Origin of the sequence: Asaia siamensis (assembly GCF_014635085.1) — a bacterium.
Taxonomy (GTDB): domain Bacteria; phylum Pseudomonadota; class Alphaproteobacteria; order Acetobacterales; family Acetobacteraceae; genus Asaia; species Asaia siamensis.
Window position 1 is genome coordinate 24,412 of the sequence record NZ_BMCH01000002.1, and the last position, 23,645, is coordinate 48,056.

18 protein-coding genes, 1 tRNA gene and 1 pseudogene are annotated in these 23,645 nt (G+C 59.4%); 10 read left to right on the forward strand and 10 right to left on the reverse strand.

Going from position 1 to position 23,645, the window contains the following annotated elements; genetic code table 11:
- Nucleotides 1–6: 6 nt before the first annotated feature.
- The 7 genes from IEV53_RS03630 to IEV53_RS03660 all read left to right on the forward strand — a co-directional run bounded on the left by IEV53_RS03630 (nucleotide 7) and on the right by IEV53_RS03660 (nucleotide 7,067).
- Nucleotides 7–492, forward strand: a complete 486-nt coding sequence (locus IEV53_RS03630; RefSeq protein WP_188425458.1) for a hypothetical protein — start codon at nucleotides 7–9, stop codon at nucleotides 490–492.
- Between the two features lie 43 nt (nucleotides 493–535).
- Entirely contained in the window at nucleotides 536–1,543 is a 1,008-nt protein-coding gene (locus tag IEV53_RS03635; RefSeq protein WP_188425459.1) for an asparaginase, read from the forward strand.
- 9 nt (nucleotides 1,544–1,552) lie between these two features.
- Nucleotides 1,553–2,968: a sugar porter family MFS transporter gene (locus tag IEV53_RS03640; RefSeq protein ID WP_188425460.1), complete on the forward strand. Its 1,416-nt coding sequence runs from the start codon at nucleotides 1,553–1,555 to the stop codon at nucleotides 2,966–2,968.
- Nucleotides 2,969–3,309: 341 nt separating this feature from the next.
- Nucleotides 3,310–4,659, forward strand: a complete 1,350-nt coding sequence (locus IEV53_RS03645) for an inorganic phosphate transporter (RefSeq protein ID WP_188425461.1) — start codon at nucleotides 3,310–3,312, stop codon at nucleotides 4,657–4,659.
- Nucleotides 4,660–5,248: 589 nt separating this feature from the next.
- The gene (locus tag IEV53_RS03650; RefSeq protein ID WP_188425462.1) at nucleotides 5,249–6,013 is read left to right on the forward strand and encodes an EAL domain-containing protein; all 765 of its coding nucleotides are present in this window, start codon (nucleotides 5,249–5,251) and stop codon (nucleotides 6,011–6,013) included.
- A 59-nt stretch (nucleotides 6,014–6,072) separates the two neighbouring features.
- Entirely contained in the window at nucleotides 6,073–6,495 is a 423-nt protein-coding gene (gene arfB / locus IEV53_RS03655) for an alternative ribosome rescue aminoacyl-tRNA hydrolase ArfB (RefSeq protein WP_188425463.1), read from the forward strand.
- A gap of 197 nt (nucleotides 6,496–6,692) precedes the next feature.
- Nucleotides 6,693–7,067, forward strand: coding sequence for a hypothetical protein (locus tag IEV53_RS03660; RefSeq protein ID WP_188425464.1), 375 nt, complete (start codon nucleotides 6,693–6,695; stop codon nucleotides 7,065–7,067).
- A gap of 162 nt (nucleotides 7,068–7,229) precedes the next feature.
- On the opposite strand, the pseudogene IEV53_RS03665 reads toward IEV53_RS03660, so the two are convergent.
- From IEV53_RS03665 to IEV53_RS03700, 7 genes and pseudogenes are all read right to left on the reverse strand, one after another.
- Nucleotides 7,230–7,400: pseudogene (locus tag IEV53_RS03665) on the reverse strand (site-specific integrase); the annotation flags it as partial.
- A gap of 312 nt (nucleotides 7,401–7,712) precedes the next feature.
- Nucleotides 7,713–7,788 (reverse strand) — tRNA-Glu (locus IEV53_RS03675).
- Nucleotides 7,789–7,835: 47 nt separating this feature from the next.
- On the reverse strand, nucleotides 7,836–9,644 hold the full coding sequence (recJ, locus tag IEV53_RS03680) for a single-stranded-DNA-specific exonuclease RecJ (RefSeq protein ID WP_188425465.1): 1,809 nt from the start codon (nucleotides 9,642–9,644) through the stop codon (nucleotides 7,836–7,838).
- A gap of 21 nt (nucleotides 9,645–9,665) precedes the next feature.
- Nucleotides 9,666–10,658, reverse strand: a complete 993-nt coding sequence (gene glpX / locus IEV53_RS03685; RefSeq protein WP_188425466.1) for a class II fructose-bisphosphatase — start codon at nucleotides 10,656–10,658, stop codon at nucleotides 9,666–9,668.
- Between the two features lie 84 nt (nucleotides 10,659–10,742).
- Complete coding sequence (locus IEV53_RS03690) at nucleotides 10,743–12,056, reverse strand: homoserine dehydrogenase (RefSeq protein WP_188425467.1); 1,314 nt, start codon at nucleotides 12,054–12,056, stop codon at nucleotides 10,743–10,745.
- Nucleotides 12,053–13,258 carry an LL-diaminopimelate aminotransferase gene (locus IEV53_RS03695; RefSeq protein ID WP_062163717.1) on the reverse strand — a complete coding sequence of 402 codons (1,206 nt, stop codon included), beginning with the start codon at nucleotides 13,256–13,258 and terminating at the stop codon, nucleotides 12,053–12,055. Before IEV53_RS03695 ends, IEV53_RS03690 begins: the two co-directional genes overlap by 4 nt.
- 99 nt (nucleotides 13,259–13,357) lie before the next feature.
- A complete protein-coding gene (locus tag IEV53_RS03700) occupies nucleotides 13,358–14,359 on the reverse strand; it encodes a hypothetical protein (protein ID WP_188425468.1) in 1,002 nt (333 codons plus the stop codon).
- Nucleotides 14,360–14,542: 183 nt separating this feature from the next.
- On the opposite strand from IEV53_RS03700, the gene IEV53_RS03705 reads away from it, so the two are divergent.
- From IEV53_RS03705 to IEV53_RS03715, 3 genes are read left to right on the forward strand one after another with little or no spacing between them, the layout of a single operon-like run.
- A complete protein-coding gene (locus IEV53_RS03705; protein ID WP_188425469.1) occupies nucleotides 14,543–15,211 on the forward strand; it encodes an ATP-dependent Clp protease proteolytic subunit in 669 nt (222 codons plus the stop codon).
- Between the two features lie 18 nt (nucleotides 15,212–15,229).
- Nucleotides 15,230–16,237 (forward strand): ferritin family protein, encoded by a 1,008-nt coding sequence (locus IEV53_RS03710; RefSeq protein ID WP_188425470.1) that lies wholly within the window; start codon nucleotides 15,230–15,232, stop codon nucleotides 16,235–16,237.
- Nucleotides 16,234–17,085, forward strand: coding sequence for a hypothetical protein (locus tag IEV53_RS03715; protein WP_188425471.1), 852 nt, complete (start codon nucleotides 16,234–16,236; stop codon nucleotides 17,083–17,085). The genes IEV53_RS03710 and IEV53_RS03715 overlap by 4 nt, the downstream gene beginning before the upstream one ends.
- 85 nt (nucleotides 17,086–17,170) lie before the next feature.
- Here IEV53_RS03715 and ggt read toward each other — a convergent pair whose 3' ends face one another.
- The 3 genes from ggt to IEV53_RS03730 are packed head-to-tail and all read right to left on the reverse strand — an operon-like array spanning nucleotide 17,171 to nucleotide 23,570.
- The gene (ggt, locus tag IEV53_RS03720; protein ID WP_188425472.1) at nucleotides 17,171–18,967 is read right to left on the reverse strand and encodes a gamma-glutamyltransferase; all 1,797 of its coding nucleotides are present in this window, start codon (nucleotides 18,965–18,967) and stop codon (nucleotides 17,171–17,173) included.
- Between the two features lie 15 nt (nucleotides 18,968–18,982).
- Nucleotides 18,983–21,052 (reverse strand): M1 family metallopeptidase, encoded by a 2,070-nt coding sequence (locus tag IEV53_RS03725; RefSeq protein WP_188425473.1) that lies wholly within the window; start codon nucleotides 21,050–21,052, stop codon nucleotides 18,983–18,985.
- On the reverse strand, nucleotides 21,039–23,570 hold the full coding sequence (locus tag IEV53_RS03730) for a TonB-dependent receptor plug domain-containing protein (protein WP_188425474.1): 2,532 nt from the start codon (nucleotides 23,568–23,570) through the stop codon (nucleotides 21,039–21,041). Before IEV53_RS03730 ends, IEV53_RS03725 begins: the two co-directional genes overlap by 14 nt.
- Between the last annotated feature and the right edge of the window lie 75 nt (nucleotides 23,571–23,645).

Here is a 23,645-nt window from a genome sequence, read left to right on the forward strand (position 1 = left end):
CAGGCGATGGCCCGCGCTGACGGTTTGCCGCTTGCTGGCGGTGCCCTTCATTCCCGTCGTGAGCGCGCCTCCCGTGTCGCGCGACCGGAAGAGGCGCCCTGCGCGCAACCTGACCTGTTCGATTATGTTCCCCCTGTCAGACGCACGCATCTGCTGCCGGAAGAAGCACCACTTCTCATCGTCACAACACGCGCTTTTTCGGAGAAGGAGCGGGAGGATGGGTGGCTTTACAGCCTGCTTCCTGAGGCAGAGGCGCTGAGGATGATGGAGGAGGGGCTGATTCTGGATGCGCGTCAGCCTCTGATGTTCTGCGAGCGGCCAGCGCTTCTGCCGCTTTTTGCCGCCTTCTCTGAAGAACCTGCCGAGACCGGGACGATTCTGCTGCGCGTGCGTAAGGCCCATATCGCGCCCTGGCTCGAGGATGACCCCGATATGAGTGCACGTCTCGGCGCAGCCTGCTATCTGCTGTCGCGACAGATACCGATCGGCTAAGGCCGGTTCTTTCTACCCCTGATCGTCATATAAGGATCCCGTCATGGACGATATCGCCCTCGCTGAAGTCACGCGTGGCGGACGCATCGAGTCCCTGCATCTTGGTCGAATTGCCGTCATGGACGATTCCGGCCGGGTCGTTCAGGCGCATGGTGCCATCGACAAGGCGGTCTTTCCGCGTTCGACGGTCAAGGCTCTTCTTGCCCTGCCTCTGGTCGAGACCGGTGCTGCCGATCGTCTGGGTCTGAGCGATGCCGAACTCGCGCTTGCCTGCGCTTCTCATGGCGGCGAGCCTCGCCATGCCGAAACCGCTGCGGCCATGCTGGCCAAGGCAGGCAAAACTCTCACCTGTCTGGAATGCGGTGCCCACTGGCCGACTTATGACAAGGCCGCCCACGCCCTTGCCGCCTCGGGGGCCGCGCCGACAGCCCTGCATAACAACTGCTCGGGCAAGCATGCAGGGTTGATCTGTCTGGCGATCGATCAGTCCCTCGACCCGGCCGGTTATATCGACCCCGGGCATGAGGCGCAGCGTCAGGTGACCGATGCGCTTGTGATGGCGACATCTGTCCCACATAATGAGGCCAATCGCGGTCTCGATGGTTGCTCCATGCCGACCTACGCCATTCCCCTCTCGGCGTTGGCCACGGGTTTTGCCCGTTTTGGTACTGGAAGAAATTTTTCATCGGGTCATGCGTCGGCAGCCGCACGTCTGCGTTCTGCTGTCGCGTCCGAGCCCTTCATGGTGGCAGGGAGCGGGCGTTTCGATACGACATTGATGGCGCATTTCGGTAACCGAATCTTCTGCAAGATGGGTGCAGAAGGGGTGATGGTCGCGTCTCTGCCCGAACTCGGGCTGGGCATAGCGATCAAGACCGATGATGGCGCGAACCGGGCGGCAGAGGTGGCTTTGGCCTCGCTTCTGCTCGGCTTCGACGAGGCTGGCTGGTCTGATTCAGACCGCGCCGTGCTGACCGGATTGTCGCATCAGGTGATGAAAAACTGGAATGGACGCGAAGTCGGCACCCTGCGTGCCGCCGGAAAAGGATAAGACCAACCCATGGCGATAGATTCAGATGCCGGAAATACGGAAGGCGTACTGGCGTCGGTTTTCGATGCAACAAAATTCAAGATCCTGGTCATCGGCGTACTGGCAGCCCTTGCCGGTCTGATGTCCGGTCTGGATATCGGCGTTGTTGCTGGCGCGCTCGATTTCTTCGCCAAACAATATCATGCCTCGACTTTCGCTCAGGAATGGGTGGTCAGCTCCATGATGGCCGGTGCCGCTGTTGGCGCACTTGCTGCGGGCTGGATGTCACATGCGCTGGGTCGCAAGCGGTCGCTCATCGCTGGTGCCTCGATTTTCGTGATCGGTTCGATCGGCTGCGCCCTCAGCTGGTCCATTCCTTCCATGATCACCTTCCGTGTGGTCATGGGTCTGGCTGTCGGTATTTCTGCCTTCACGGCACCGCTTTATCTGTCGGAAATCGCCAGTGAGGCGACACGCGGCGCCATGGTGTCGACCTATCAGCTCATGGTGACGGTCGGTATCTTCCTCGCCTTTCTGTCCAACACCTATTTCTCCTATTCAGGCGACTGGCGCTGGATGTTCGGCGTGGCTGCCATTCCGGCTGCGCTGTTCCTGATCGGTGTGCTTTTCCTGCCGTACAGCCCCCGCTGGCTGATCATGCAGGGGCGCCACAAGGAAGCGCGTGAAGTGCTGCTGTCGCTGCGTGAAGACCCGCTCGAAGCCGCCAAGGAAATCAAGGCCATCCGCGAACAGCTCGAGATCAAGCAGCATGGCTTCGAACTGCTCAAGACCAATTCGAATTTCCGTCGCTCGATCGCGCTCGGCATCATGCTGCAGGCCATGCAGCAGCTCGCCGGCATCAACATCATCATGTATTATGCGCCGAAGATCCTTTCCAGCGCCGGGTTCGATGCCACGTCGCAGATGTGGTGCACGGCCATTATCGGTCTGGTGAACATGCTCGCGACGTTCATCGCGGTTGGCCTTGTCGATAAATGGGGTCGCAAGCCCATCCTCTATATCGGCTTTTCGGTCATGGCGCTGGGTATGGCTGCGCTTGCTGTGCTGCTCAACACAGACATGTCCGGCGAGACGTCGAAATTCATCGCCATCTTCCTGCTGCTGCTGTTCTGCACGGGTTTCGCCATGTCGGCCGGGCCGCTCATGTGGGTGCTTTGCTCCGAAATTCAGCCCATGCAGGGTCGTAACCTTGGTATCTCGCTCTCGACGCTCACCAACTGGATTACCAACATGGTGGTGGGTGCCAGCTTCCTGACGTTGATGAACACCTTCGGGACGTCAGGCACGTTCTGGCTTTTTGCAGGTCTGAACGCCTCGTTCATCCTGCTGACCTTCCTCTTCGTCCCTGAGACCAAGGGCATGTCGCTGGAAGTCATCGAGAAGCGTCTCATGGCAGGCGAAAAACTGCGCAAGCTCGGACGCTGACATCGCGCGGGGCTTTGCCCCGCCAACCGGAAGGGTTTTTCCCTTCTTTTTCATGACACTGATTTTCGAAGGGCATCGCCCTTCGGCCGGGTGTGGGGCAGTGCCCCTACCTTTCCCGGCATCGCCGTAAGACAGAGCGATGCCGGCTTTTGCCCCGTTCTCCGAACGAGGGGCCTCCCCTTGGCGTCTTTCCCAAAGCGTGGCTGCGCCGCAGCAGAGTCTGGTCATAGTCTCTGACTGCAGAAAAGATGAAGTTTATAAGAAATTTAACATGCTTCTCTTTGCGAGAGCGGACAAATGCCGGAAATTAGGAAAGTTTTTACGCGAAGGCTGTCAAACACATGCTTCAGTTCGCCCCTTCCTCTACCGGCTCGCTTGTCATGCTGGCGATCTGCTTCGTCCTGGTTTGCGTCTTTGAATTTGCCAATGGCTTTCATGATACGGCCAATGCTGTCGCCACAGTCATCTATACCAATTCGCTGAAGCCACGTGTGGCGGTTATCTGGTCCGGGCTGATGAACCTGCTGGGCGTGCTGCTTGGAGGGATTGCAGTGGCCTATACACTGGTGGAGCTGCTGCCCCCCGATGTTCTGACGCCGCCCAATGGCAACCCGGCAGTGCCGATGCTGGTATCGCTGTTCGGTACGGCTCTGGCGTGGAACCTCTGCACCTGGTGGTTCGGTATTCCCAACTCGTCGTCGCATTGCACGATCGGCGCGCTTATCGGGATTGCGATCGGGGATTCTTTCGTTCATGCGCGTGATCTGGGCCATAGTGTCGATTGGGGGCAGATCTGGAAAGTGCTTCGTGCTCTGGCGATCTCGCCATTGCTCGGCTTCTTTCTGGCGGGGCTGCTCTATCTGATCATTCGCTTTGCGATCAAAATGCCCGCGTTGTTTACGCCCCCCAAGCCGGATGAGAGCCCCAACCCCATCGTGCGGGCACTGCTGATTCTGACCTGCACGTCGGTCAGCTTTTCGCATGGCAGCAATGACGGGCAGAAAAGCATCGGTCTGATCATGCTGACCATTATCGGTCTGATGCCTGCCAGCTTCGCCATGAATCCTGATCATCCGGTAGATCGCGTTCAGTTGGCGCAGATAGCCCAGCAGGCCCGCCCGCTGATCGAGCAATATGACCGCTACAGTTTCAAGCCAGATGCTCTGGCGGCAATCGACAGTCTTTCCAAGGTTGAAGGCCCTGCGACCCCGGCGCAGATCCGTGGCGATGTTTATGAAATCCTCTCCGGGCTGAGAGATGTCAGTGCCAACCCGGCTTCTTCAGGAAGTGAGAAGGCGACGAGCAGCCGTCTTGCGAAGGAACTGCGCCCTAATGTCGAATATGCGCCTTACTGGGTCCGTGTCCTGAGTGCGTTGTGCCTCGGAATTGGCACCATGATTGGCTACCGGCGCATCGTCAAAACGCTTGGTGAGGGCATTGGCAAGCGCCACCTTACTCCGGCTCAGGGCGCGGCCTCTGAACTGGTCGGTGCCGGGCTGATTGCCTCTGCGGGCTATACGGGCCTGCCGGTCTCGACCACCCATATCATCACCTCTGGCGTGGCGGGCACGATGGTCGCGGCAGGTTCGGGCATCAATATGCGTATGCTGACCAAGATTGCCCTGGCCTGGATCTTCACCCTGCCTGTCACCATCACAGTCGCTGCCTGCGCCTTTTACGTACTGGACTGAGAGGCGCTCCGGACAGCGCTGGGGTGTTTCGAGGCATGAGGGTGCATAAGAGTGATGGCGATGCTGCTAGGGCAAAGCGCCGATTCAGGCACTGGAGAAATACGCCTCAGAGGCTGACCCGGCGAAGACAGGATTATTTCTGGGCGGCGCGGGCGTAGCCGCCTCGGGACATGTGGTGGACGATAGACGCCCGTAAAAATCGCTTATGCGATATAAACACCCATGATGCTAAGGAATTTCCGCACAGCGAGCATATCATGAAAGTCTAGAGTGGAGCGGTCGGTCTCGAAAACCGAAATATTACAAGTTAGATAGAGAAACGACTACAATGAATTCGTAAGGAATTTATTTTTTTTGCTATCAAAAAAATTGTTGATGATAAAATGACTATTTTAATAATTTCAATATTATTTATATATTTAAATTATATTTTTAAATATGAATACCGCACGATAGTGGATGCTTTCTGTGGAAAAACATCAGTTATTGGGGAGGCACTTTTTTTGTCTTGAGTGGCGAGTTTCACGAACCCGTGACCCTTTGCCGCGTTCGGCAACTCGCAAATCTGAATGCAGGGGGGTTTTGCTCGATGATTGCGCCATTTTGGTCTCGAGGTAAGCGTAAACTCTGCAAAGGATGCAGCGACGATGCCGGGTTCGATCTGCCGATTACGATGGCCTTCCAGCCTATCGTGGACCTTTCCAGCCGTCGCGTCTTCGCCTATGAGGCCCTCGTTCGTGGTGTTAACGGGGCTGGAGCGCAGGAAGTGCTCTCGCAGGTCACGCCCAAAAATCGCTATGCCTTCGATCAGAAATGCCGTGTTACCGCGATCACTCTGGCTGCAGAGCTGGGGCTTGCCGAGCAGGGCGCCTATCTGTCGATCAATTTCCTGCCCAATGCTGTCTACGAACCCAGCGCCTGTATCGGTGCGACCCTTGAGGCAGCCGAACGCGTCAATTTCCCCACCTCAAACATCCTCTTCGAATTTTGCGAAAACGAGGCTGTCGATACGGAACACCTGCTCCATATTCTGCAGAGCTATGACTCAATGGGATTCAAGACGGCAATCGATGATTTTGGAGCCGGATATGCTGGCCTCAACCTTCTTGCCCGGTTTCAGCCCGATTACGTGAAGCTCGACATGGGCCTTTCCCGTGACATCGATACGACCCCCGTCAAACAGGTCATGATGCGCCATACGGTGGCCATGCTTGATGGTCTGGGCATTACACCGATCTGCGAAGGGGTCGAGACACCGGAAGAAGCCAGCGTTCTCTCTGAAATCGGCATCTCGCTGCAGCAAGGCTATGTCTACGCCAAACCGGCCCTCGCAGAGTTGCCCATGGTTCACTGACCGGGCGTCAGGAGCAGGGATGCGGGCATTTCGTGGTGCAATATGCTATGGGGTGCGTCATGGCAATTTCCATTCTCCCCGGCTTGTCCCTTGCCGACAGCGAGCTTGAGGTCAGCTATATTCTGGCGTCCGGGCCCGGCGGGCAGAACGTCAACAAGGTAGCAACCGCAGCGCAGCTGCGATTCGATGCAGCGCGTTCCGCGTCTTTGCCAGAACGGGTGCGCGTGCGGCTGCTGGAGATCGCCGGTAGCCGGGCAACGCGAGATGGCGTGGTCGTCATAACGGCCCGGCGCTTCCGCACGCAGATACGCAATCGCGAAGACGCAATCGAACGTCTGGTTACAATGATCCGCGAAGCCGCCCATCGTCAGGCGTTCCGGGTACCCACGCGTCCGGGGCGCGCGGCGCGCGCCCGGCGGATGGACGGTAAATCCCACCGCGCGGGGATCAAGCGCGGACGGGCTACGCCCCGGGAAGACTGAAACGCGCGGTTGGACTTGTGAGAGCGTCCATGTTTCGAACATAAGCGCCGCTAAGTGGAAAGACCGCCCCCCTTCATCCGCTCCTTCCGTTGCGTCCTATGTGAGCGGCGGGAGCTTCGTAATCTGGCTGGAGGGACGTAGTGTAGAGCATCTCCGTGAGGAAGGACTGTGCGCCCACTCAAATGCGCTAGGAAAAAATGAAAAAATATCTTGATGAATTTCAGAAATATCCCGTTTTCGGGAAATCAATTGAAAAATACATTATCAAGTATAGGTATATACCGAACCTGACATTCATGGAGATTGGAAAAATTATCGGAGATAACATCGAAAATATTGATATTGCGCAACTAAAGGAAATATTCCTCTTGGTAGAGGAGGGTGTATCATCCAAAGATGATCATATTAGCACTATAATGGCTACACATCTTCTTGAGGCATTTTATAATTCCATCTCTGGAAAAGATTGTTATTCTATTTATAAAAAATACCTTGGGGAAAATTCCTGTAACTATATCGAAGCTTATTTTTTAAAACCATGGGGGAATGAAACAAAGTTTCAGGACTCATAGCAGTGGGGAAGCTAGTATATCCGTCAAGGTGTTGATTTTACGCTTGGGGTTAGGTCCGCGGCGGTTTTTCTAGCCCGTTTACCGCTGTTTCCCTCACATCCAACCCGCCTCCGATGGATCAACAGGTTATTGGAAGTAGGGGAGGGGGGTACGATAAGATGTCTATCTGACAGACGTTGGTTCAGCCACCTCGATCTTGTCTGCAAGTTCCTGCATGACGGGCTGGTAGTAGCGGTCGAGCGATTTAAGATCGCGGTACCCGGTGACCCGCATCAGATCGAGCGGGTTCGCAAGATAGCGCGCCAGACGCGACGTAGTCTCGTGGCGTAGATCGACCTTGGCACGTTTTCCAGTGAGCCAGCGGCGAGACAGTGCTGAGGATGCGAAGGTCTTTCTCAGGCGTTTGCCATCGACCATCTTGTGGGCCTGATACTGGCCCGCGCCGCGGTATCAAACCCCTTTTGGGAGCGGTTTATCTGTGGCCGGGTCGATGCCTGATCTTTCTGATTCGCTCATGCGAAGCCCCTGATACCTAAGAGCCATAATTTCCTGACAGGCTCAGGAATGGCTCAAAATCAACATTTTGGTGAATCAGGATTTCGCTTCTAGCCGGCTGCATCCCGCAGAGAACTGCGGTAAATGCCGTGGTGTCCCGTACGGGATTCGAACCCGTGTTACCGCCGTGAAAGGGCGGTGTCCTAGGCCTCTAGACGAACGGGACTGGAGGCGTGAGCGGCTGATTATCCCAGCGGGGGGGAGGGGTCAACCCTAAATCGTGGCAGCGTCCAAAATAAAAAAGCTCAGCATGTCCTGACCTTGCCATTGCTCGCAGCGCAGCTGCCCAGCCACGTGCAGAACAGGCATGGACCGGTCTTCCAGCAAGGCAGCAAATGCCTTGTCGGCAGCTCTGAAGACGAGCCCGCGCAGTCTGCCACCGTCCTCGCCCTGAAGAATCACGCGCAGCGTGTTGCCGTCGCGACCGATGCGCTCTGTCTTGACCGCACGAACACGGCTGATTGCAATGACTGGCTCTTCATGACCAGCCCCGAAAGGACCGAGCCGGGCAAGCTGGGTGGCGATCTCGGCTGTGGCGCCGCGCAGGCTCAGAATGCCGTCGATGCAGAGCGAGTCATGACGGGGCCGTTCGCGCGCCTCGGCAAGAAAATCGTCCAGAAAGGCATGAAATGTCGGCGCCTTCTCTGCGGAAAGAGAGAACCCTGCCGCCATGGCATGGCCACCACCGGTCAGAAGCAACTCTGACTGACAGGCGCCGATGATGGCGGCTCCGATATCGATGCCAGGAACAGAACGGGCTGATCCCTTGATCAGGCCATCCTGCAAGGCGCCCACCAGAACGGGGCGATTGCATCGTTCACGCACCCGGCTGGCGACAATGCCGACAACGCCCGGGTGCCAGTTCTCGCCATATAGAAACAGGGCGGCATGGCCTGCCTCAAGCTGGGCGTCGCCCTGCTGGTAGGCTTCGGTCAGGATATCGGCTTCGACGGTCTGGCGCTGGCGATTGATCTCATCCAGCTTCTCGGCCAGAGCGCGGGCTTCGAAGGCATCATCGCTCAGCAGAAGCTTCACACCTAACTCGGCCTGGGCGATGCGCCCTCCGGCATTGATGCGTGGCCCTATGCCGAAGCCGCAGGCCATGGCGCTTGCCGTTTCCTTGACACCAGCGACAGAGGCCAGCGTGGCGAGACCCAATCTTTCCCCGCGCCCCATGACGCGCAGCCCCTGCGCGACAAAAGCTCGGTTCAGATCGCGTAACGGCATGACGTCGCAGATCGTCGCCAGCGCAACCAGATCGAGCTTGCGCAGCAAGGCGGGTTCTTCATGCGTGTCGAACCAGCCCGAAAGTCTGAGACTGCGGCAGGTGGCGATGAGGGTCAGAAAGGCGACAGCCGTGGCGCAGAGATGCCCAAGCCCTGAATCGCAGTCGAGACGGTTGGGATTCACCACGATGCAGCCGGGCAGAACAGCCCCATCCGGCTTGTGGTGATCCAGCACGATAATATCGCCGCCCTCACGCAGACGGTCGAGCAGAGACACTGCTGCCGTGCCGCAATCGACGCAGATCAGGAGCGTAGCGCCCTTTTCGCGGAGTCCTTCCAGCGCGGGCCCGTTCGGGCCGTACCCTTCCTTCTGCCGGTCGGGGATATGAAAATGCACTGCGCAGCCAAGATCGCGCAGGGTTTCGGTCAGAATGGTCGTGCCGCAGGCGCCATCGACGTCGTAATCACCGAAAACACCGATCGTCTCGCCATTTCTGACGGCCTGGGCAATTCTGTTACAGGCCTCATCCATATCGCGCAGGCAGGAAGGGTCTGGCAGCCAGTCGCGCAGACGAGGGTCCAGAAATGCGGCAACGCGGGCGGCTTCAACGCCCCTGCTGTGCAGGATACGGGCCAGGATTTCGGGAATGGCGGCGCGTTGCGCCATGGCCAGAGCCAGTCGGCCATCGCCAGTGGCGAGGCTCTCATCGCGCCAGACCCATGCTCTTCCGCTACCGCTGGAATGGACCGAAAGAACCGGTTCTGGTGAGGCGATGAGGGAGGGGGCGTCAGACATACGCCCCCTTATAGTTCGGGATCAGTGACCTGCCCACGTCTTGGTGGAGAAATCATGACGCCCTTCGATGAAGCGCACTGTGGCCGATTTCGACCGCATGACGATGGAATGTGTGCGGGCAATGGTCGGGCCATAGAAACGTACGCCACGCAGCAACGTGCCGGTGGTCACACCCGTGGCCGAGAACAGCACGTCACCACGCGCCATGTCATGCAGGCCAAGCTTGCGGGTGGGGTCGTTGCCCGGGTCCATCGAGCGTGCGCGCTCGACCTGGCTTTCGTCCTCGAACATGAGACGGCCCTGCATCTGACCACCGACGCAACGCACGGCAGCAGCGGCCAGAACGCCTTCCGGCGCGCCGCCTGAACCTGCATAGATATCTACGCGGCTCTCATCCATACAGGCGGCAATGGCGGCGGCAACGTCGCCATCGGTCAGAAGCATGACGCGGGCGCCAGCTTCACGGGCGCGGGCAATCAGCTCCTCATGGCGCTCGCGATCGAGGGCGCACATGGTGATGGAGGAAATATCCTTGCCCTTGGCTTTGGCGAGGTCACGCAGCGTGGTCTCGATTGGGGCATCGATATCGATCAGATCGTCCGGCAGGTTGGGGCCGACCACCAGCTTCTGCATGTAGATGTCAGGAGCATGGAGGAAATTGCCACTTTCAGCCAACGCCACCATGGTCATGGCGTTCGGCATATCCTTGGCGCAGAGATTGGTGCCCTCAAGCGGGTCGACGGCGATATCCATCTTCGGCCCGCCAGCGCCTACCTTTTCGCCGATATAGAGCATCGGCGCTTCATCCATCTCGCCTTCACCGATGACGACCGTCCCCTCGATCGCCACTGTGTCGAACGCTGCCCGCATGGCCTGAACGGCCGCACCGTCAGCCTCGTTCTTTTCCCCACGGCCTGTCCAGGCCGATGACGAGATGGCTGCTGCCTCGGTTACGCGAACGAGTTCGAGCGCGAGGTTGCGATCCGTCACTTTATACTTAGGAGAGAAAGGCATCCGGTAAATCCTATCTGTACTCTATCCAGCTGAGCCGGAATTGCGACACGCCCTGTTATGCCGGGATGTGCCGCCTTTGCCACATCACACAGTCTCGATTTTCATGAGCAGTGGAGTGCCGATGACGGTTTCAAGCGGTTTCAGGGCCGTCAGAACGGAAAGCATGGCCGCTTCGCTGGTTTCATGTGTGACAAGTGCAAGCGGTACAACCGTCTGTGAGGATGATTGCTGGCTGGCCTCTTCCGCGGCGTGCTGCGACAGGGCGCGCAGCGAAACCCCATAGTCGCGCAGGGCTGCCGTGATGTCTGCAACGACACCCGGACGATCCTGCACAAACAGGCGCAGATAGTACTGCCCGCGCAGGCTTTCACGCGGTGCGCAGGCGATTTCGGGCTGGGGCGCCATGCCCCAGACAGGCAGCGCCGTGCCACGGGCAAGGTCGATCACATCGGCCACAACCGCACTGGCCGTCGGGCCAGCGCCGGCGCCACGCCCCTCGATCAGCATGGGGCCACTGAAGCGGCCTTCTGTCAGAACAGCGTTGAACACGCCGTCGACATTGGCGATCGGCGCCGATTGCGGCACCATGCAGGGGCGCATCGACGCCTCGATCTGGCCTGCGTCATCACTGCGCGCGCTGCCCAGAAGCTTGATGCGATAGCCCATTTCGCGCGCAAAAGCCTGGTCGCAGGCGGCGATGTTGCGAATGCCCTCGACATGCAGGCTGTCAAAGCGCACGGGCCGACCGAAGGCCAGACCGGCCAGGATGGCCAGCTTGTGCGCCGCATCCCAGCCATCGACATCGGTCGTGGGGTCGGCTTCGGCATAGCCCAGAGCCTGTGCCTCGGCGAGGATATCGTCGAAGTCGCGCCCTGTCTCACGCATGGCGGTCAGGATGTAGTTGCAGGTGCCGTTCAGAATACCGCCGACACGCAGCAGATGATCGGCAGCAAGACCTTCACGCACCAGTTTGATGGCAGGAATGCCGCCAGCAACCGATGCTTCGAACAGGAGTGACGTGTTGTTCTCGCCTGCCAGTGTTGCAAGGGCCGCGCCATGGATGGCAAGCAGCGCCTTGTTGGCCGTGACGACCGGCTTGCCGGCGCTGAGGGCTTTTTCGACAAGGGCGCGGGCAGAGCCCTCTGCGCCGCCGATGAGTTCCAGCACCACATCGACCTTCGGGTCGGCAGCAAGGTCGATGGCGTTGTCATGCCAGGTCAGGCCCGACAGATCGACGCCGCGGTCACGATTGCGGTCACGCGCCGAAACGGCGACCACTTCGATACGCCGCCCGGCGCGGGCGGTAATGGCCTCGGCATTTTCACGCAGCAGTCGCACCACGCCAGCCCCGACCGTGCCGAGACCAGCGATACCAAGATGAAGAGTTTGACCGTTCACGAAACTGCCTCTGCCTGTTTGACACCATGTTTGTTGAGAAAGGTCTTGATGGCGCGCGTTGCCTGACGCAGGCGCTGCGTGTTCTCGACAAGACCGATACGAACGAAGCCTTCGCCATATTCGCCAAAGCCCAGGCCCGGCGCCACGGCCACCCCGGCTTCCTTCAGCAGTAGCTTGCTGAAATCGACGCTGCCCATCTCGGCAAAGCGCTCGGGGATGGGCGCCCAGGCGAACATCGACCCCTGCGGCGAGGGAACATCCCATCCGGCGGCATGCAGCCCGCGGATCAGCACGTCGCGCCGCTCGCGGTACATGTCGCGGATCTCGGCCACGCAATCCTGAGGGCCGCTCAGCGCGGCCACGGCGGCAACCTGAATCGGGGTAAAGGCGCCGTAATCGAGATAGGATTTGATGCGCGTCAGGGCCTGGATCAGATGCGGGTTGCCCGCGGCAAACCCCATGCGCCAGCCCGCCATCGAATAGGTCTTCGACAGCGAGGTAAACTCGACAGCAATATCCTTCGCTCCCGGCACCTGCAGGATCGACGGCGGCGGCTCATCACCGAAATAGATCTCGCAATAGGCGAGATCGGACAGGATCCAGATCTGCTCGCGCCGGGCGAAAGCCACCAGCTCCTTGTAGAAATCGAGAGAGGCCGTGAACGCCGTCGGGTTGGAGGGGAAGTTCACGATCAGCGCAGTCGGCTTGGGCACGGAGTGACGCACGGCGCGCTCGAGCGCACGCAGCATGTCTTCATCCGGTGTGGCCGGAATAGAGCGCACGGAAGCACCCGCGATGATGAAGCCGAACTGGTGGATCGGGTAGGACGGGTTCGGCACCAGAATCGTATCGCCGGGGCTGGTGATGGCCGAAGACAGATTGGCCAGACCTTCCTTGGAACCAAGAGTCGCGATGACTTCGGTCTCGGGGTTCAGATCCACACCGAAGCGGCGCTCGTAATAGCCTGCCAGCGCACGGCGCAGGCCGGGAATGCCGCGGCTGACCGAATAGCGATGGCTGCGCGGATCGGCCACGGTCTCAACCAGCTTCTTGACGATATGGGGCGGTGTCGGGCTGTCGGGATTGCCCATGCCCAGATCGATGATGTCCTCACCATGCGCTCGGGCCGCGGCCTTGGCCTTGTTCACCTCGGCGAAGACATAGGGCGGCAGGCGGCGGATGCGGTGGAACTCTTCGGTCATTTTTTGGGCTCGGGGGCACAGGGTTGAAATAAAATTACCGGAGTCAGGGCGACTCCGACAATCTTCACTAACCCGATTCCAGAACCGGAGGAACCTTCCTCAGTAAGGAGAGCGGTCAATTCTCGCGCCGCGTCCCAGCGCGCCAGCGCTGATGCGGATATCCGACGCCGGTACACCACGCAGGATCAGGGTCTGTGCCAGAGCACGCGCGCGCAGCAGGCCCAGCTTGATCCCGAGCACCTGCTCGGCAGGCTGGAAGGAGGTGATCTCACCAAAGCCCTTGATGAAAATCATGTCGTGCGGGCCGCGCGCGCCCAACGCCTTGCCGATCACGCCATCCTGTCCGCTCGCCATCTGGTCCGATGCCTGGTTGAAGCGGATCAGCGTGCCATGAGGCTCTGTCAGATCATAGGCGGGCGGGGCGATATCGGGCAGTGCTGCATCGCGAGGGATGGCAAAACCCGGAAAACTGGGCGCAACAGGGGGCAGATCGCCGATCTGGGGAAGCTCTCCCGGTTTGATGGGCGGCGGCGCGAAGCGGGTGACCTCTGGCAGAGCTGCCTCTGGGGCAGGCTTCGCCTCATCTGCTGTCCTAGCTTTGGCAGGCTTTGCCTCGGGGGTTTTGGAGGCCGCAGCAGGCTGGGCGGGCTTGTCCGTACCGGCGGGTTTGGCCGGGGTATCGGCGGCCGTTGTTGTCGGTGTTGCGGGTGGCGTCTGACCGGGGGCCGTAACGCTCATCGATGAGCCGTTTTCATCCGTGGCCGGGCGCGGTTTCGGCGGCGGCGGCGGGGCGGCAATCGTCAGCGGGCCGTCGGCAACGACGACATGCTGGCTCAGATTGCGCTGGAGCGTCATGCGGGCAGTCAGGGCCTGACGGGCCTGCGCGCTGGGCAGATCGACAGACGTTCTGGGTGTCAGGCCGACACGCGGATAGTCACCATGGGCTCCGGGCGCAGGCGGGCGTTGCTTGGCAATCTCGCCACCCTGATACTGGTTGTACCAGTTGCCGACCGTATCGACGGCGTCTCTGTGCCCACAGGCGGCCAGTGTCATGATGCCCGTCATGGCAAAGCCTGTTCGCAGCCAGCCTGTTTTCTGCATGTCTTCTGATCGACCCTTGCGTTTCTTGTCCGGTTTTCCCGCGCTGGCGCCACCCTAACCCTTCCCGCCTTCTCTGGCGAGATGCTTGATTTGGTGCAAAAATCGGGGGGGCTCTTGTGAGGGGCGCCTATCGAGCGCAACATATAAGGGATGAACAGGCTCCACCGACATAGGAACCCCAGCATGCGTGGTATGACACCCCAGGATCTTTCCCGTCTCACCCCGCGTCTCGACGATGAAGAGCCCGATCCGCAGTCCCCCGACGCGCCCGAGCAGAAGGAAGCGGCCGAGAAGCCGCCCGGTGCCGAGATCGAAGGCAAACTCTTCGAACAGCGCAAGGTGCTGATTTTCGGCGGCATCAACGACAAGGTCGCCCGCGACGTCACCGGCCGCCTGCTGGCCCTGGCTGGCGCTTCCGACAAGCCGATCGATATCTACGTCAATTCACCGGGTGGTCATGTCGAGAGTGGCGATACCATTCATGACATGATCCGCTTTGTCGATTCCGTTGCCCCCGTGAACATGATCGGCACGGGCTGGGTGGCGTCTGCTGGCGCGCTTATCTTCGCTGCTGGCCGACCCGAGCGCCGCCTGTGCCTGCCCAACACGCGCTTCCTGCTCCATCAGCCGATGGGCGGTGTGCGTGGTCCCGCAACCGATATCGACATCGAAGCGCGCGAAATCATCAAGATGCGCGAGCGCCTCAATCGTCTTTTCGCCCGTGAGACCGGTCAGTCCTACGAGAAGATCGCCAAGGATACCGACCGCAATCACTGGATGTCCGCAGAAGAGGCCATTGCCTATGGGCTCGTCTCGCGCGTCATCTCGAAAATGAGTGATATCAAGGAATAAGAAGAGGAAATCTCTCTCATGTCTCGTCTTGCAGATCTCTACAGCCATCTTCCCGATGCGCCGTCAGACAAGACCCTGGCCAAGGCCGATTTCGAAGCCCGTCACTGGAGCAGCGCCATTCCCGGCCCGCTCAAGCCGGGCACCGAAGAACACAAGCGTGCCGTGGCCGACATGTTCAGGGAGACCTTCAACCCCTACAAGCCTTCGGTCATCGAATGGCCAAAGCTCGACCCCGAGACCCTGCATCGCATTACCTCCCTGCCTATCTGGGACATTGCGGTGCAGACCGAAGGCAAGGCCCGTCTGCGCATGGCGGCCTATGCCGACATGATAGACGACCCCGACATGAAGGACGCCCTGCGTCGCAATGCCTGGGAGGAGAACCGCCACAAGGAGGTGCTCTCCAAGCTGGTCGAGGCCTACAACATCCCGATGGCGCCCGAGCCGCCCTATATCGAGCCGAAAGACACGGAATGGGCCTATCTGGTCACCGGGTTTTCGGAATGTGTCGACAGCTTCTTCGCTTTTGGCCTGTTTGCTCTGGCCGAGCGCGCCGGTCTCTTCCCGATGGAGCTTATCGAGACCTTCGAGCCGGTCATGCAGGAAGAATGCCGTCATATCCTGCTCTTCGCCAACTGGCTGGCCTGGCATCGCGCCACCATGCCCTGGTGGAAGCGCCCGGTTTTCGAAGCGCGCGTTCTCGGCGTGTGGGCTTTCCTTGCGTATGAGCGCATGGATCTGGCCCGCTCGATCGATTCCGAGGGCAACGAGCACACGCAGGACAATAATTTCACCGTGACCGGCGCCAAGGACATGACAGATATCGACATCAAGGTGCCCGAGCTGATGCAGCTCTGCCTCGACGAAAACGACCGTCGCTTCTCCGGGTACGACCACCGTCTGCTGCGTCCCACCACAACGCCGACACTCGTCAAGACCGGGCTGGCTGCCTATCGTCTGTGGGGCAAGGCGTCCGATGCCGTGCGTTCGCGCTTTGGGCATAAAGCGCAGCACGCCCCTGCATGAGTGTGATCGAGCCGGGATCAGAAGCCCATAAGCATTATTTCTGTCAGCAGTTCATCGACACCCATCAGGTTTTCGACCCCGAAACTCTGCCATGGCCCGAACTGACAGAAGAAGAATTGTCCCGGCTCCGTGCGGTCCCGTTCTGGCAGGAGGTGTATCACACCGAGCGCCGGGCCGGAGCCATTGTCGATGCCTTCACACCCCAGATCATCGACCCTGAAGTCAAGGAGGCTGTCAGGCTTCAGGGCTATGAAGAGGCGCGTCATGCCGATCTGATCCGCGTCATGATCGAGCGTTACGGTCTTGATGCCCAGAAGCAGCCGATCGAGAAATTCCCGGCCGATCTGGAGAAAGCCTTCATCGATTTCGGCTTTGGCGAATGTCTCGACGCCTTTCTGGGCTTTGGTGCCTTCAAGAGCGCGCGTCAGTCGCAGTTCCTACCCGAGAAGATGTTCGAGATCTTCGACATCCTGATGTTCGAAGAGACACGTCATATCGTCTTCTTCATCAATTACATGGCCTGGCGTGAAAAGCGTCGCGGGCTTGGCCGCGCGAGGCGGTCATTCAAATCGCTGCATTTCTATCTGCGTGCGCTCAGCCGCCTTCTGGGCATGGTGCGTCGTGGGCAGGAGCCCAATGACGGGCGTGATTTTGCCGTGACCCAGACTAATCTTTTTCTCGACGGCTTTTCGTTTCGCGGCTTTGTCGAAGATTGCTACCGCGAAAACGCCCGCCGCATGACGGCGTTCGACCCCGGTCTCATGCAGCCTCGTCTGCTGCCCGGTATTGCCGATCTGGCGCTGCGCGGATTGCGCCTGTGGGATAAAGGGCGCGGCCTCTCGCGCTGACAGGCATGGGGCTCTGCCCCATCCCCCGCCAAAGGGTGGTCGCCCTTTGGAAACCCTGAATTGGGTAGGGGAAGGGGCGCCCCGTTTATTCTCCTGTCGCGCCACCGCCTGCATGACGACGATCATAACCGCCGTAGAACTGCCCGTCGGGATGCGCGCCGAGTTTGGCACCGCCTGCAAGAACGCCCTCGGCTGAGCCCCATGGCTGATGCGTCTCAATCGTATAGCCATGAGCGCGCAGGGTGGCGATGACGGGTTCCGACAGGGCGCCGGGTTCGATCTCGACGGCTTCTGGCTGCCATTGTTCGTGAATGCGGGGCATGTCGACCGCTTCCTGAATGGTCATGCCGTAATCGACCACACCCAGAATCGCCGCGAGGGTAATGGTGGGAATGCGTGAGCCGCCCGGGCTGCCAATGACCATGATGGCCTTGCCATTTCTGGAGAGAATGGTGGGCGACATGGAAGAGAGCGGCGTCTTGCCGGGGGCAATCGCATTGGCCTTGCTGCCGACAATGCCGAACATGTTCGGCTCACCGGGTTTGGACGAGAAATCATCCATTTCGTCATTCAGGAAATATCCGGCGCTGCCTGCCATGACCTTCGCCCCGAACCAGCCATTGAGCGTATAGGTGACCGAGACGGCATAACCCGAGTGATCCATGATCGAATATTGCGTGGTTTCGCGCTTTTCGGGTTGTGGGTCGCCAGCCACAAGGCTGGCAGAAGGCACCGCATCTTCGGCTGGAATGGCGGCGCGGATTTTCGCGGCATAAGCCGGGTCGATCAGATGAGCCACAGGGTTTTTGACGAAAGCCGGGTCGCCCAGATCGCGCCGGTCCGAATAGGTGTGGCGCATCGCCTCGATTTCCTGATGCGTCGAGCGCGCGCTGTAGATCCCTTCGGATTTGAGGTCGTAGCCTGACAGGATATTGAGCATTTCGCACAAGGCCACACCGCCGCCACTCGGCGGGGGGGCGGTATCGATCTGATAGCCACGATAGCTGCATCGTATGGGCGCCATGATTCGTGGCTTGTAGGCGGCGAAATCGGCCATGGTCAGCAGGCCACCATTCGCCTTGCTGACCCGCACCGTTTCTTCAGCAATCCAGCCACGATAAAAAACGTCCGGCCCCTTGTCGGCAATGGCCTGAAGCGAGCGGGCGAGGTCGGTCTGCTTGAAGCGTTCGCCAATTGTGAAGGGCTGGCGATCGGCGCGCAGAAAGATCTTCGAGGCGTAGGGATCGTTGATGAAGGCCTTGGTTGAAGTGTTCAGCAGGTGAACATCGTTCTCTTCGAGCGTGTAGCCTTCACCGGCCAGAGCGATGGCGGGTGCCATGACCTGAGCCCGTGTCAGATGGCCCCAGCGTTTCAGCGCGAGATCAAGCCCGGCCACCGTGCCGGGCACGCCCACGGATTTCCATCCGATGGTCGAGAGCCCCTTGATGATCTTGCCGTCCTTGTCCTGATACATCGTCTCGGTGGCGGCAAGCGGGGCATGTTCGCGAAAATCGATGAAAAAGGCTTTGCCATCCGGTGTGTGCAGGGTCATGAACCCACCGCCACCGATATTGCCTGCAGCCGGATAGACCACAGCCAGCGCATAGCCCACGGCAACAGCGGCATCGACTGCATTCCCGCCGTCATGCAGGATCTTTGCCCCGACATCAGACGCCAGATGCTGCGCCGAGACCACCATGCCATGCGCGCCCAGCGTCGAGGGAATAGGGGGGCGGCTGGTCGCGGCGCCACCAAAATTGAGCGCGTCGCCACCCGGGGCTGCCTGGGCAGAGCCGAAGGCCGAGAGCGTGACGACACAGGACAGGGCGGAGGCAGACAGAAGCTGACGCCAGCGGCCCGGCGTTGAGGCAGGGAAAAACATAAGACGGTCCTGAAATCAGTGAGAAGAAGCGGGTGAAGAGGGGGGTGGCGCCGGGCTGAGCGCATCATTGCTGCGATCGATATCGGGAATGGCATGATCCGGGTCGAGGCTGGCGCGCCGCACGGGGCTGCCGCCTTTGAGCGTCACGACATGGGTATTGCCGCCGCTCCAGACTTCTGTCGGAATAATAAGGCGTTCGACGCTGCCATCCTCACGGGTGACGGCAAGTGTGACCGGCAAAGGCAGCCACCCCTTGTTGCTGATCGTCAGCGAGACGCCCCTTTTCGGGTCCTTATCGGTATAATTGATGGCATCGAGCGCATAATCGGGGCTGCGATTCTCAAAATACCAGCCGCGCCAGAACCAGGAGAGGTCTTCACCGGCATCGCTCTCCATCAGACGGAAGAAATCCGAGGGGGTCGGGTGCTTGTAGGCCCATACGGCGATGTAATGGCGAAAGGCGCGGTCGAAGCGTTCCGGCCCCAGGATCTGGCTGCGCAGCAATTCTAGACCGTAGGCAGCCTTGAAATAGGTCATGGCATGACGATTGCCGTGACCCGGAATGGTGGATGAGGTCATGAGCGGGTCATAGACCGGGTCTTTCAAGATTTTGACGATGTCATCTGCTGGCTTGCCCGTGTCGGGGGCATATTCGCCATCCTGCTTGGGGGCGAATTCTCCCTTGTTGAAATGTCGGGAGGCGAGGGAGTCGATGAAGGTGTTGAACCCTTCATCCATGAAGCCATGGCGGCGCTCATTGCTGCCGACAATCATGGGGAACCACCCATGGCCGAGCTCATGGGTGGTGATCCAGAAGAGCTTGGCATCACGGTCCTGCATGCCGTCAAAAACGATGCCGGGATATTCCATTCCGGCGCCATGACCGCCGACATTGATCGCTGTGGCCCAGGGATAGGGGTACCAGCTCGACGAGAAATACTCGATGCTGTGCTTCACATATTCTGTCGATCGGTCCCAGGCCTGTGGGCCGATGCCCTCCACGGGGTAAACCGACATCGCCAGTCGTGGTGTGGGTTTCAGCCTCGGGGCCGGGGCAACAGGCGGCAGATCAAGTTTCGCCGCATCCCAGAGCAGGGCAGCAGAGGCAACAAAGGCCACATCGCGCGTATTGGGCATGAAAAAATGCCAGCTACGGGTGCCTTTCGCCGATAGATGGGAGGCAGTTTCGATATCGGCCTGATTGCGTATCAGGACGCGTTTTTCGCTCATGCGTGCCTGCGCCAGATGCTGGCGCTCCTGCGCCGTCAAAACGTCTTTCTCGTTGAGGAGCGCTCCCGATCCGACAACGAGGAAATTCGATGGCACCGTGACGCGATAATCGATATCGCCGTAATCGAGATAGAATTCGCCACCCAGATAGGGAGCCGTGTCCCAGCCACGCAGATCGTCAAAGACGGCCATGCGCGGATAAAACTGGGCAATTTCGAAAATATCCCCATTCCGCGACGGGGTGACTGCCGTACGACCACCCCATGTTCCGGGGACTTCATAATGCCATGATACGGTGAATTTCACGGTGCTGGCAGGCGCAAGCGGAGTGGGGAGGGCGATCTGCATCCGCGTGTCGGAAATCAGCGGCGTGACAGCAATTTCCTTTCCATGCGCGTCAAGCAGCGCGACACGGTCGATCTGCATTCCCTCGGTGTGGCCGTGCGCCTTGAAGCGCGCTGGCATGGCGGCTGCGCCTCGTGAGGTCTCACGATAGATATTCTGTTCAAGCTGCAGCCAAAGCACGTTCAGGGTGCTGGGGCTGTTATTGCGGTAGGTGATGGTCTCCTGCCCGGTCAGGCGATGGGCAGGGGCATCAAGCGCGACATCAATCCGGTAATCGGCCCGGTTGTGCCAGTAATCGGGGCCGGGCGTTCCATCAGCGGAGCGATAGCGGTTGATCGCGGTCGGATAATCGATGGGCGCGAAGATATGTGCGGGTTTTGGCCCCTGCTCTGGCCCTGTCTGGGCCGGGGGCGGCGCCGCCGCGACAAGGAGGGTGGCCAGCCCTGTTGCAGCACTGGCCTTGAGAAGGGGCTTTGTCGCCGCCCGACAAAGCGGCTTAGAAATTCGCATCGACACGACCGAAATAATAGGCGCCGGTCATGGAAAGCGGAGAGGCTGAATCGTAGATCTTCGGCCCAAGATAATTCACGACAGCAGGCACCATGCGGGGACGCTGGTTGAAGATGTTGTTCGAGCCGATCGCCAGACGCCAGTGCTTGTTGACGCGATAGGCCACTTCGAGATCGGTGGTCCAGACAGGCGTGTTTTCGAAGGGCAGGAAGGTGGTGGTGGAATAGCGGATGGAAGACGGTGCGAGATCTTCATAGGTAAGCAGGGTCTTGTAGGAGCCAAAGCGCGTCTCGCGGATATTGACCCCCCATTTGCCGTAATCCCAATGCGCATTGAGGATGATCTTCGAGCGCGGCACACCCTGGGCCGAAGCCTGCGTCTGGGCGTTGGCAAAAGGATTACCGAAGATATTGGTGTTGAGATGGCTCACCACCGTGCGGTTCAGGTTGAGCAGCAGGGAGAGATCAAGCGAGCCGTAGCGATGCAGCAGGAAGCGGTAATCGCTCTGGATATCCAGACCCTGTGTGCGGGTGCTGGCTGCATTGGCGTAGTAATAGGCCTTGATATTGCTCAGGGAGACGCTACCGCCTGTTGCGATATCGACACCGGCCGCCTGAATGGCTTCGAGAGCCGATGTGCCTGCGATGCTTGAGGCGGCCAGGATACGGTCACGGATGTTGATCTGATAGACATCGGCAGAGATGTGGAACCGGTCGATCGGCTCCAGCACGATGCCGCCTTCAGCACTGGTTGACCGCTCGGGCTTGAGTGATGAGGCCCCGATGGAGCGCGCCGCAGTGCTGTTGGCTCCGAGCAGGCCGGAAGCGCCTGTCGGAGAAACGCTGAGCGAGCTGTAATGCTCCTCGGCCAGTGTCGGCGCACGGAAACCGGTGCTGATCGTGCCGCGGATGGCGATGCGACGTGTGAAATCATAGCGCGTGGTGATTTTGCCGGTCTCGGTGTTGCCGGCATCGGTATAGTGTTCGAAGCGACCTGCAAAATCGAGATCCCAGTGCTTCAGCGGGTGGAAATCGCCATCGAGATAACCTGCCCAGACATTACGCTGCCATTCGCCCGCGCTGACGGGTGAGATGCCTGCATAGCCGGATGTGCCGCCATAGAGATAGGAGGCGTCATTGCCTGCGCCCACATGGTACATTTCCAGACGATGTTCGGCGCCCATCGCAAACGTCATGGGGGTGGCCATACCGACATTGAAATTGCGGCGCATGTCGAAATTGCTCGTCCACTGGGCCATGCTGTAGGTCGCCGCGCGCGTGGTCGTCGGGGAATAGCCATACACATTGGCATAGCTGGAATTATAGGTGTTCTTGACGCCGATATCGTCGTCATCCTGCCCGTAAAGCGTGCTCAGATCCCAGCTGAAGCCGAAAAGATCATCGCCTTTCAGGCCAAGATTGGCCTGGAAGTTGTTTTCGTCGATCGTTTCCAGTGGTGAGAAACCATAGGGATAGATCGTGGTCGGCGCCGAGGCCCCGGGGAGGCGATAATTCTCATAGGCTTCGGCGTGACGATGGGCATAGGTGACCAGCCCGTAGGTGCGCAGGCCCTCGACAATATCCTTGCCCCATTCGATCGAGAGGTTCTCACGCGTTTCTTCGGGCGTACTTTCGATCTTGTTTGAATTGGCAGGCCAGGTCGAACTGGCAGTCCAGCGATGATCACGCGTGCTCTTGTTATCGGCCACGAAATGATCGGTGTGGTAAATCTGGCCCGAAATATGAACGAAGCCGTCCTGACCCCATTTATGGCCGCCATCGGCGCCAATCAGATATTGCCACCCGTCGCCATTATAGGCGTTGGCGCCTGTCTGGGCATAGGTATGGATGCCGTGATCGCTTTTCTTGGTGATGATGTTCACCACACCGGCGATGGCATCAGACCCATACATGGCAGCGGCGCCATCGCGCAGCACTTCCATATGGTCGATGGCCCCTGCCGGGATCATGTTGAGATCGACCGGTGTAGTCCCACCCGCCATGTTGCCGGTGATATTGCGTCGCTTGCCGTCAACCAGCACCAGAACCTCATTGGCCGATAGTCCGCGCATACGAACGGATGAGGTCAGGGCCGCCGTATCATTGCCCAGTGCAGAGATGCTGATGGACGGATCGAGACGTGACAGAACACTGGCGAGGTTGAGCTCGCCCGTGCGCTCCATCTGGGCCTGTGTGTAAAGCGTGATGGGAGACGAGCTGTCCCGAACGCGTCGGTTGGACGAGCGCGTGCCGGTCACGATGATGGCTTCGTTTCCACCATCGGCTGCAGCCAGCGCCGCCTTCTTTTTCCGGAGCGAGGTGGCAGGGGCTGCTTGCGCTGCCGTCGGCTTTTGTGCGGCACCGGGTGCTACGGCATGATTGCGGTGTTTATGCGATTTTGTGGAGGTTGAAATCGTGTCTGCGCCGAAAGCCGGAAGTCCGAACCCCTGAAACAGGGCGGTTGATGAAACGAGTGCAAAGGCGAGGGTTTTTCTGGAAACGGTCCGCTTTCTTGGCATTTCTTCGACTTTCAGGACGCTATCAACACGATACGATTTCGTAATATCCGATCATATGCAAGTGCTTTGATCAAC

Bases quoted from the DNA above. Each gene is read 5' to 3' on its own strand.
- IEV53_RS03725 (WP_188425473.1), bottom strand. From the start codon at position 21,052: ATGCGAATTTCTAAGCCGCTTTGTCGGGCGGCGACAAAGCCCCTTCTC.
- IEV53_RS03630 (WP_188425458.1), top strand. From the start codon at position 7: ATGGCCCGCGCTGACGGTTTGCCGCTTGCTGGCGGTGCCCTTCATTCC.
- IEV53_RS03700 (WP_188425468.1), bottom strand. From the start codon at position 14,359: ATGCAGAAAACAGGCTGGCTGCGAACAGGCTTTGCCATGACGGGCATC.
- IEV53_RS03695 (WP_062163717.1), bottom strand. From the start codon at position 13,258: ATGACCGAAGAGTTCCACCGCATCCGCCGCCTGCCGCCCTATGTCTTC.
- ggt (WP_188425472.1), bottom strand. From the start codon at position 18,967: ATGTTTTTCCCTGCCTCAACGCCGGGCCGCTGGCGTCAGCTTCTGTCT.
- IEV53_RS03660 (WP_188425464.1), top strand. From the start codon at position 6,693: ATGAAAAAATATCTTGATGAATTTCAGAAATATCCCGTTTTCGGGAAA.
- IEV53_RS03640 (WP_188425460.1), top strand. From the start codon at position 1,553: ATGGCGATAGATTCAGATGCCGGAAATACGGAAGGCGTACTGGCGTCG.
- recJ (WP_188425465.1), bottom strand. From the start codon at position 9,644: ATGTCTGACGCCCCCTCCCTCATCGCCTCACCAGAACCGGTTCTTTCG.
- IEV53_RS03650 (WP_188425462.1), top strand. From the start codon at position 5,249: ATGATTGCGCCATTTTGGTCTCGAGGTAAGCGTAAACTCTGCAAAGGA.
- IEV53_RS03710 (WP_188425470.1), top strand. From the start codon at position 15,230: ATGTCTCGTCTTGCAGATCTCTACAGCCATCTTCCCGATGCGCCGTCA.
- glpX (WP_188425466.1), bottom strand. From the start codon at position 10,658: ATGCCTTTCTCTCCTAAGTATAAAGTGACGGATCGCAACCTCGCGCTC.
- IEV53_RS03705 (WP_188425469.1), top strand. From the start codon at position 14,543: ATGCGTGGTATGACACCCCAGGATCTTTCCCGTCTCACCCCGCGTCTC.
- IEV53_RS03645 (WP_188425461.1), top strand. From the start codon at position 3,310: ATGCTTCAGTTCGCCCCTTCCTCTACCGGCTCGCTTGTCATGCTGGCG.
- IEV53_RS03635 (WP_188425459.1), top strand. From the start codon at position 536: ATGGACGATATCGCCCTCGCTGAAGTCACGCGTGGCGGACGCATCGAG.
- arfB (WP_188425463.1), top strand. From the start codon at position 6,073: ATGGCAATTTCCATTCTCCCCGGCTTGTCCCTTGCCGACAGCGAGCTT.
- IEV53_RS03715 (WP_188425471.1), top strand. From the start codon at position 16,234: ATGAGTGTGATCGAGCCGGGATCAGAAGCCCATAAGCATTATTTCTGT.
- IEV53_RS03730 (WP_188425474.1), bottom strand. From the start codon at position 23,570: ATGCCAAGAAAGCGGACCGTTTCCAGAAAAACCCTCGCCTTTGCACTC.